We start from the raw sequence: 8,732 nt of genomic DNA on the forward strand, positions 1-8,732 counted from the left end.
CTTTCAGGTATCCTCATCCTCGCTGCTTCCCCACTGATCCAAAGCAGTATATACATAGGTATAATCCGGTTCATCCTGCCCAGGCTCTAAGGTCTGGAAGACCACAGCAACATTAAATTCACGCAGCTGTTCTCCATGAATGAACAGCTTCTGGAAGGTGCTGTTATCTCTTTCAAGTTCGTTCCGTTCTGGTGAAGTAGGGAGTTTTTCCGCAGGCATCAGCTCAAACTTTAAGTCTTCCTGATCGCTGACAATTTCTACATACATTCTCTTGCCGTCCTGTGTCATAATGGCAGAACGTCCATCTTCTGCAATCTCCACATCTTGCACCTCGGTATGCGCAAACCACCATACATCATAGCTATCCGCCAAGGTAATTTCATCCTGTACCACAACCGCTGTCCTGTCATTGCCTAACATCAACCCCCGTTTTGCAGAAGTTGCTTTTGGCTGATAACAAGAGCGGAAATCTGTAATCGCAAACACTCTGTCCTCTGTGCTTTCATATTCTATGATTGGTGAGTCGCCTGAAACCTTCTGATCCTCATTGGTGCCTGGATCAATTACAATGGTATTATGGCCTTCTGCACGTGCTCGATAATAAGACCATCTTTGTCCATAGTTGCCAGAGCTGAAATAACCGGGCAAGCTATAGTTATCCATACCCAAATCTTCAATCCAGCGAATGCCCTCTGCATCCAGAATAAAGTTTCCGGTATCCAGCTGGCTGTGGTTGATTCTGGATTTTCCTGCATGCAGGCCAGTGTAAATACCATCTGGATCGTTCCAGTCGCTGCGCATAAATACCGTCTGAATCCCTTTAAAATATCTGTCAAGCGGAAGCTGAATATTTTGATCCAAATTGTCTTCTGTATAGAATACAATATCATTAAAGCTGACGTTTTCTGTGCCACGCTGAAGCTCTGTCAGCCGCATTCCAGCAAGATACGGGTCATCCAGCCTGGTTGCAAACCACATATACATACCCGATCCAATCACGCCCCGTCCGGTATCATGGTAGTTCCAGTGACGATAAGCAGTATTTTCCGGATAATCCCAATGATTAATCATGCTGTGAACATATGGTCTATAATAACAGGTTTCCAAAACACCCGGATAGCACGCCAAACCATAATCGGTACCGGTGGCTTTTTCCAAACCAGCAAAACAGTAAACCATAAATCCTGTTCCGTACGCCCAATATGCAGGGCCCTCTGGATTGGCGCCATCGGGCGCATATGGCTTCAACGCAGCTTCCAAAGAACGTACCGCTTTACCCAAAAGTTCTTCTGCCTGCTCTGGATACAGTTCTGCCGTTACAATACTTACAGAAATCAACCCAGCATTACAAACCGGATTCCAGTTGGTGGTTGCCTCTGTCCAGGTATTATAGCCGCCACTGGGGTCTGTCAGCATAATTCCGTTGTATGTGTCAAGTCCTGGCTGAAGGGCATTGTCCATAAATGCTTTTTCCATGAGCTCTAAAGCACCCGGAACACCCTGCAAGTAATCATAGCACCAGTCGTAAACGATTGCCATGGAAACACCCATTTGACCAATACACAAAAATCCGCCACCGCCAAACCAGTCATACATCTGGCACACAGGCTCTGCAAGACTCCAGGCAAGTTCCGCATAATGCGCATCTCCTGTCACTTGATACAAACACGCAGCACTGGTCACCCAGTCGCGAACCGAATCCATACAGGTCGTACTGAAGGTTGTGTTATCATCCGTCATTTTATTAATTTCGTTAATCAGATTCTCAATCGTTTTATCTGCTTCGGCCGCATCGACCTGCTGTTTCATGTTGTCAACAAACCATTTCATGTATTCATCTTCAGCAGCCTGTGTCCGCAGCTTGTCAAAATCTTCCTGATTGGCAAACAATCTGGGATGCTCTCCCGCTTCATAGTTGCTCCACAGGGAACTGATAATTTCTTCACCGGTCGGCCGGTCTAAAATGATCCGGGTAATGATGCTTGTAATAATTTCATCATCGCTGCCGTCCGTTTGATAGGCATCTTTTTCATTCGACAACATAACCAGACCCAGTTCGGAAGTAAAAATTTCCTTGCCGAATACACTTTGACAAATATCCAAAGGTGCAAAGGTTCGTTCATACCGCATGGCGAGCGGCGCAGATAACGCAATTTCGTTCCCTTCACTGTCTGTCATTTTGCTCTCGCCAATTTTTCCGGTATATTCTTTTCCTCCATATGTCAACGTCAAGATATTGGCTGCATCATCATAATGGATCTTGCCCTGCAAACGTTCTGTCAAAAACCGAAGCGGCACCATAATCGTATCATCACTTTTGTAAACCGCAGTTTTTTGATTCTCTTCATCAATTCGGAATTTTATACCGTGATCTAAGGCATTGTTGGAATTCACAGAGAAACAAATGGCATCCAAGATCTTATCTTCTCCGGGAATCAATTCCCCTTCTTCCAAAGGCTTGGTGACCAGATCAGTCGGAGTAAAGCTCGGGTCATTGGTAACCACAAAGCAATCCAGGGCAATCCCGTATTTTTGCCGGCCGCGAATGCGATATTCAAAAGTCTCGCCCGCTTTCAGGGTGACGGAGGTCACATTCAGCCATGCCGCCTTCTCCGGCGTTGCCGTTAAGTTCAAGGTGGTATAATTATTTCCGTTGAGGGAGTGGAATGCGTTTTGACCGCCACCGGAAACGGTGTCCGCATAATGCCGCATCCACACATAATAGGTGCCGTCTACATCGGCACGCACCGGCAAAATAATATCCGGCATCGCATCCGCTTCAGGCTGCTGCTTGTTTTCTGCATCAAAGCCTACTGCCATACCATTAAAATAACGTTCTGCATCCTTTTCCACAATAACGGTTGCATTATTATACCATAAATCCTCAATTTCCTGATACAAATAGCCGTCCTGCGTCTCAATGATATCATAGCTTGGTGCGGCCTGGGCGGCGTCTCCGCCATAATAAACTGCAAACAATGTCAATATCGAGACAGCCAAAAGCATCATTTTGTTCTTTAAAATCTGCTTCATAATATTCTCCTTATCCACGCAGTTTCAAAATGACCATACCTCTCGGATTGGAGCTTCTGAACTGCATAATCACTATACTTGCTGCTTCTCCAGAATCCGTATCTGCCAAATCTGCATAACTTCCCGTATAAACACGTTTGCCTTCCGGCTGTGTTTCGTCATATACCATCACACTGAAGCCCTGTGCATCAAAAATTGCACTTCGTGTCCACGCTGCTCCAGCAACACCGTCTTCACAATATTGGCCGCCGCTGTACAATACAGTGCCCGTGCTGTCACTGAGGATATGACCATCTTCGTCTACATTCAACGCCATACTTGCCTGCGTATTGCCCGTGCTTTTGTTGATCAAATACCGCAAAATCATATCCGTGTTCTGCAATTTATAAACAGATGCAATATCCAAGGCTCTATAGCGGTTCGCATCATTTAATCCATTGCTGTCGTCAGCACGGAATACTCTGGCGTCTGAAAGGAATACCGGCCGCAGAAATACAATCTCACCTGCATCATTGACCCGATATCTTATAATATCCCCTTCCAGCAGTTTCTTTTCCTGCCGTTCGGTGGTATCTGTCGCATCCATACGTGCAGTTGCTTCCGCAGAGCTAAACCAGCTTTTATCCCAAATATGATTCATCATATTGCCTTCATAATAGTCTACATCTACCGTATACTGATTTCGTTTGCCTTCTTCATACCCTACAACCGTAATGGTTTCATAGCCATCCTCATTCAGGGTTTTAAAGACTTCGGATACCACCAGCATCTGACGGTTATGAATCTCCGTATCCGTGTCGCCCAGCGTGGTTACATCCCTTGCAGAAGCGGCCTGAATTAAGACATATTCCCCTTCATAAGAGGTCGGGTTGGTCCGGAAAACCTGAGCTGTATAGCTCTTGCCGCCAACCAGCTGTTGGGATGCTGAGCCAGAACTAAAATATTTGATATTGCCCAAATTGTCCGCACTGTTTGCCGCAGGAACAACAATGACCTGTGCGTTTGATACCGGATATTTATAGTTGAATGACCCTACAGTGCTGACATATACCAGCTGCTCAGTCTTTCCGTTGTCATTCAGCACCTGAAGGCTGTTGACATCATCACTGCCCTCACGGTATATGCAGGTATCTAAATAGGAAACTTCTCCGTTTCCGTTGATACGGAACAAAACCGGAATAAATCTGGTTCCCTCTGTATCAAAGTAGGTGGTTCCCAATTCACTGACCACTGCGTCAAGCGCTGTTTTTACGCTGCTGCCACTGTATTTTTGACCATCAATGCTTACTTTGTCGGCTGTTTCATAGACCTTATTCTCTTCTCCGTTATAAATCCTGATAGAAACCTCGTCAAAAGAGCCACTGTCGCTATAACCTGTAACCACACCAAACTTTAATTCCGCACTGCCTGTTTGGGTTTCAGTCTCGCTGTCTGTTACTGCCGCCGCAGACGCTCCGGCAATTCTGCCAAAGCTATCCAAATAAAATGTGTAGGTCTTGCCCAATGTCAATGAAACGCTTGCCGCATCTTCCTGTCCCAAGGTCACTGCATTCCAGTATTCTTCGGTCAGCACATACTTTGTGCCATCAACCTGGAAATAGGGATTGTCCTCGCTGTCCGTAGACGCCATATCCAGGTTCCCAGCGACAACATCACGGCAGATACGAATCTCTATCCTTGTTTTTCCATCATCAACAGGCAGACTTTGGGTGACCGTCAAAACATCGTTTTGTTTCAGATCTTTCCACTCCACCTGTTTCCCGGAAGCATCCTGAACCGAAACCTCAACGGTGTCATCTTCCTGATCTGCCGTTAATACACGGTTAACCCGATTCATTTGCCCATTTTCATTAAATACATATTTACTGTTTTGGTCAAAGACCTTATAGCTTTTGGTATCAACACTGTCTACCACATAAGTATCATAAGCCCATACCAGAACGACATCTGTTTTTCCGGTGTTATTGGAATCAATAAATCGTATGGTCCCGTATTTTCCTTCCAAAAGCTCCATCAAAGCTGGGAATCCATATCCCTGTACCGCAGTACCGTTGTACAAAAGCGCCGGCATATCGGAAAGATTAATATTTGCAGTTTTGCCGTCCTTCCAATAAACCGCACTGGTACTGCTGCTGGCGCCAGAAACCATATCCTCAATTTTCACATCAACCGTCCGTGTTTTCTTATCACTGTCTTTTACATAAACCACACGGCCTTCACATTTACCGGATTCGTCTTTCGTGTAGTAAACTTTAACGTTTTCACCGATCTTCTGATCAAGGGAACTTTCACCCAGCTCAAACAAATACAGCGTATCCTGATTCATCAACTGCACCATACCGCTGTCGGTAGCATTAATGCCCCACAAACTTGTCACGCTATTGGCTGTGACCAAGCCCTCCATTACACTAATCTGATGCGCATATTCCAAAAGGGTTTCGCCATCTGTGCTGTATTGTGTTGAAGTACCAAAGGAAATCGGTTTTGCTGCATCCGCTTCCAGCGTATTCTGGCACAAAATCGCCGTCTCTCCTCTGGTCATGGGCTGCTGTGTATCGGTAATGTTCACTCCCAGCAGCAGGTCATACTGCTGGGCAATGGACAAATAACCAAAGGGGTATCCACCCTTATCTTCTGCAGGAGCCTGATATCCCAAAGCACATACCATCAGCTTGACAGCCTCTGCCAGCGTAACGGGATTATCGGGTTCAAACAAATTGTTCCCCGTACCGCATACTGCCCCCATCTGTGCTCCAAGCTCAATGGCAGCAGCAAACTCGTGATCTACAGGTACATCACTGAAAACACCCTGCGGCTCATATCCTGCCGCAGCAGACTCCAGATTCAATACACGTATCAGCACCTGTGTCATCTCTCCCCGGGTGATCTCATCATTGGGTCGAAACAGTACGCCGTCTCCTTTCATGATTCCAAGCGAATCCAAGAAGCTTACGGCATCCTCATATGGTGTATCAGCAACATCTTGGAGTACTGCACCATAAACCCCTCCCGGAACAAGCATCATGGTCAACGCCAAAAGACATATAACCATTTGTTTTATTCGTTTCACTTCAATTCCTCCTTTTACCGTGTTTGTCATGAAAGAATATCCAGCAGTCTGCTCATCATTTGTGCCATTTCTGCACGAGTCGCACTATCCTCAGGACGGAAGGTACCATCATCATATCCACCAATTACGCCCAAAGATGTCAATTTTTCTACAGCTTCTGCTGCGTAATCTGCAATCTGCGAAGCATCCGCAAAGCTAATGCTGTCACCATATGACAAATTATCCTGTTGTTTAACATATTCATAGAACATCACTGCAAGATCCTGCCGGCTCATTTGCTGTCCGGATCCGAACAACCCATCGCCAATACCGGAGGTCAATCCTTTCACCTGTGCTGATGCGATATACGGATAGAACCAATCTCCTTCGCTGACATCCGTAAAGGTAGAGATCGCACTGCTGTCTACTTCTGAAAATGCACAGATAAACATCTTATAAGCCTCTTCACGCAAAACAGGCAGATTGGGACGCAGTGTATTATCTTCATAACCATTCCAAATACCGCGCTCAATCATCAGCTGCATAGCGCCTTTGGCCCATTCTGCATCCACATAATCTGCAAAATTCTCAACGCTTGTATTTTGCTGACCGGATTGATTGGTATCGTCATTGGTCTCATTTGAAGAATTGTCTACCGTAAAACCACCGCCGCCAAGAGACGAACCTCCCATGCTGCCGCCCCCACCGCCGCCGGAAGGTTTCGAAACCGTTCCGCCGGTGCTGGCATACGCTGCCACAGCCTGACTAAAGGTACTCTGTAATGATTCTAAATCTGCTGGTCTGGCGTTTTTCAAGGTGGTCAATACCTGGTGCTGATAAGCGTCAGCCAGTTTGTTAAAGGCAGACATATTCATAGACAGCAAGTCAGGATAGCCTGTCAATGCCGCCAATATGTCACTGCTTCCATTTACCGGATACGCCACAGTCTTCAAAATAACCTGCTGTGTAAACGCATTTTTCAGCTCCTCCATGGACGCAAAGTTCTGATGGCTCAAATCAGCTGTCAGCTGTTTCTTGCCCTCTGCTGTGATCCGATTGGTATAATCTTGTCCTGCTTTTTCATTGTCTTCGCTAAGGTAATCTAAATATGCATCGGCACTCTCTATCACACCGTCATTAAAGCCAGGTACCACCATAGCACGGTTGATTGCTGCCACAACATTCGGCATATCCTCAAGGGTAACAGTATCTTCTGGCCAAATATCCAGAGCAATCAGTTCCTCGGCGGTGTCTGTTTTTCCACCATCACTTAATTTGTTATACAAGGTATAGTTTGTTCCATCCAAACTGCTCAGCTTTTGCATTGCAGCTTTCAATGCCGCAGTATCCTTTTGCTGTGCGGCCTGTACAATCGCAGTCAAAACCTGCAAAGCTTCCTGTGGATTGGTATATTCAAACTGAGTCTGATGGCCGGCCGCATCCGATACCAAATACATGCCGGATTCCATGCTCAGCGGGAACACTGTATGTACAGTATACGTTCCTGCCTGGTCAGCCAGAATATTTTCTATGGCATAAACCCACTCAGGAAGTTTCCCGTTCCTGCGAAGCTCCTCAAGAAGCATTTGCTGGGTATACCCTGCCTTTGTTATCACCAGATAAACATCTTCTTTGGCTGTTCCCTGTCCGCTAATGTCTGCATAGGTATTTCCAATGGTATAATTCACCTGCAAGCCATTCGCCGTGGACGAAGCCATAGCAGATACTTCTTTTTCCAGATGAACCATTTTATTCTCGGGACTTTCTTCCTCCGCCCCTGAAACAGGAACGGAAACCTCAGCAGTATCCACAGACACTGCTTCTTCACTTTCGGAGAAAACGGGCTCGGTACTCTCTTCCGTTTCTATTAAGATAGGAGAGGAAACTTCTGTAGTATCAACAGCTGTTCCTTCCTCATCTTCCTTTGAGGCGGAATTGGTAATTTTTTCATCTTCCCCAAAGACAGCAACAGGAACCTCCGCAGTATCGACAGACGTTCCTTCCTCACTCTCGCTTAACATAAAATTGGAGGGATCAGGATCCCCGTTAAGGGGATCCCAATCAATCAAAACCATAACAATGTTGTAAGAATCCTGACCTATCGTCGGGATACTCACCACATCACCCGCACTAAACTTCCTGCTGTATACGTGGGTATATGGTGTTGCTGTCACTTCACTTGCTGTAAAATACTGATTCCTTACCAATACATCTGACTGGTCGCCTTCCAAAATTGTTCCGTCCGGCACTGCCGCCCAGCTGTCATATCCTTCCGGTGCACTGCCGACATTTAACTCTTTCTTTGTCCAGCTGTTATACATGTCTCCCGCTGCATTTAATGTATATACATACACCGTTCCGCCAACTGCCGCCTGCATGCTAAAGAATTCGGCTTTGTTCTTATACATAAAATACCCGGCATTGCCGCTCTTATCATACGTATTGGGGAATTTCTTTTTCGCCTGTTTATGCGTGTCATTGTGATTGACCAGAATGTGGGACATGCCCACCAAATCTGCTCCCGTCGCTCCAAACCGGCTCATCTCATTCCCAGTCACCTGGGTCGTAAAGAGCGGTGCTCCAAGCTCTGCCGTCACTTCCTGGTTGTTTGAGGTATAGGTCTCCTCTAAACGATCGCCCACCGGAATCT

3 protein-coding genes are annotated in these 8,732 nt (G+C 46.1%); all 3 read right to left on the minus strand.

All coding sequences use genetic code 11. The features are described 5' to 3' along the window. Window positions 1-3: 3 nt before the first annotated feature. The gene (locus tag INF28_RS08165; protein ID WP_226392980.1) at window positions 4-3,033 is read right to left on the minus strand and encodes a stalk domain-containing protein; all 3,030 of its coding nucleotides are present in this window, start codon (window positions 3,031-3,033) and stop codon (window positions 4-6) included. Window positions 3,034-3,043: 10 nt separating this feature from the next. Next, on the minus strand, window positions 3,044-6,103 hold the full coding sequence (locus tag INF28_RS08170) for an S-layer homology domain-containing protein (protein ID WP_226392981.1): 3,060 nt from the start codon (window positions 6,101-6,103) through the stop codon (window positions 3,044-3,046). A gap of 26 nt (window positions 6,104-6,129) precedes the next feature. Further along, window positions 6,130-8,732: S-layer homology domain-containing protein (locus INF28_RS08175; RefSeq protein ID WP_226392982.1), on the minus strand; the 2,603-nt coding region annotated here is incomplete at its 5' end.

Source organism: Ructibacterium gallinarum (assembly GCF_014982785.1).
Lineage (GTDB): Bacteria > Bacillota > Clostridia > Monoglobales > Monoglobaceae > Ructibacterium > Ructibacterium gallinarum.

Bases quoted from the DNA above. Each gene is read 5' to 3' on its own strand.
- INF28_RS08165 (WP_226392980.1), bottom strand. From the start codon at position 3,033: ATGAAGCAGATTTTAAAGAACAAAATGATGCTTTTGGCTGTCTCGATA.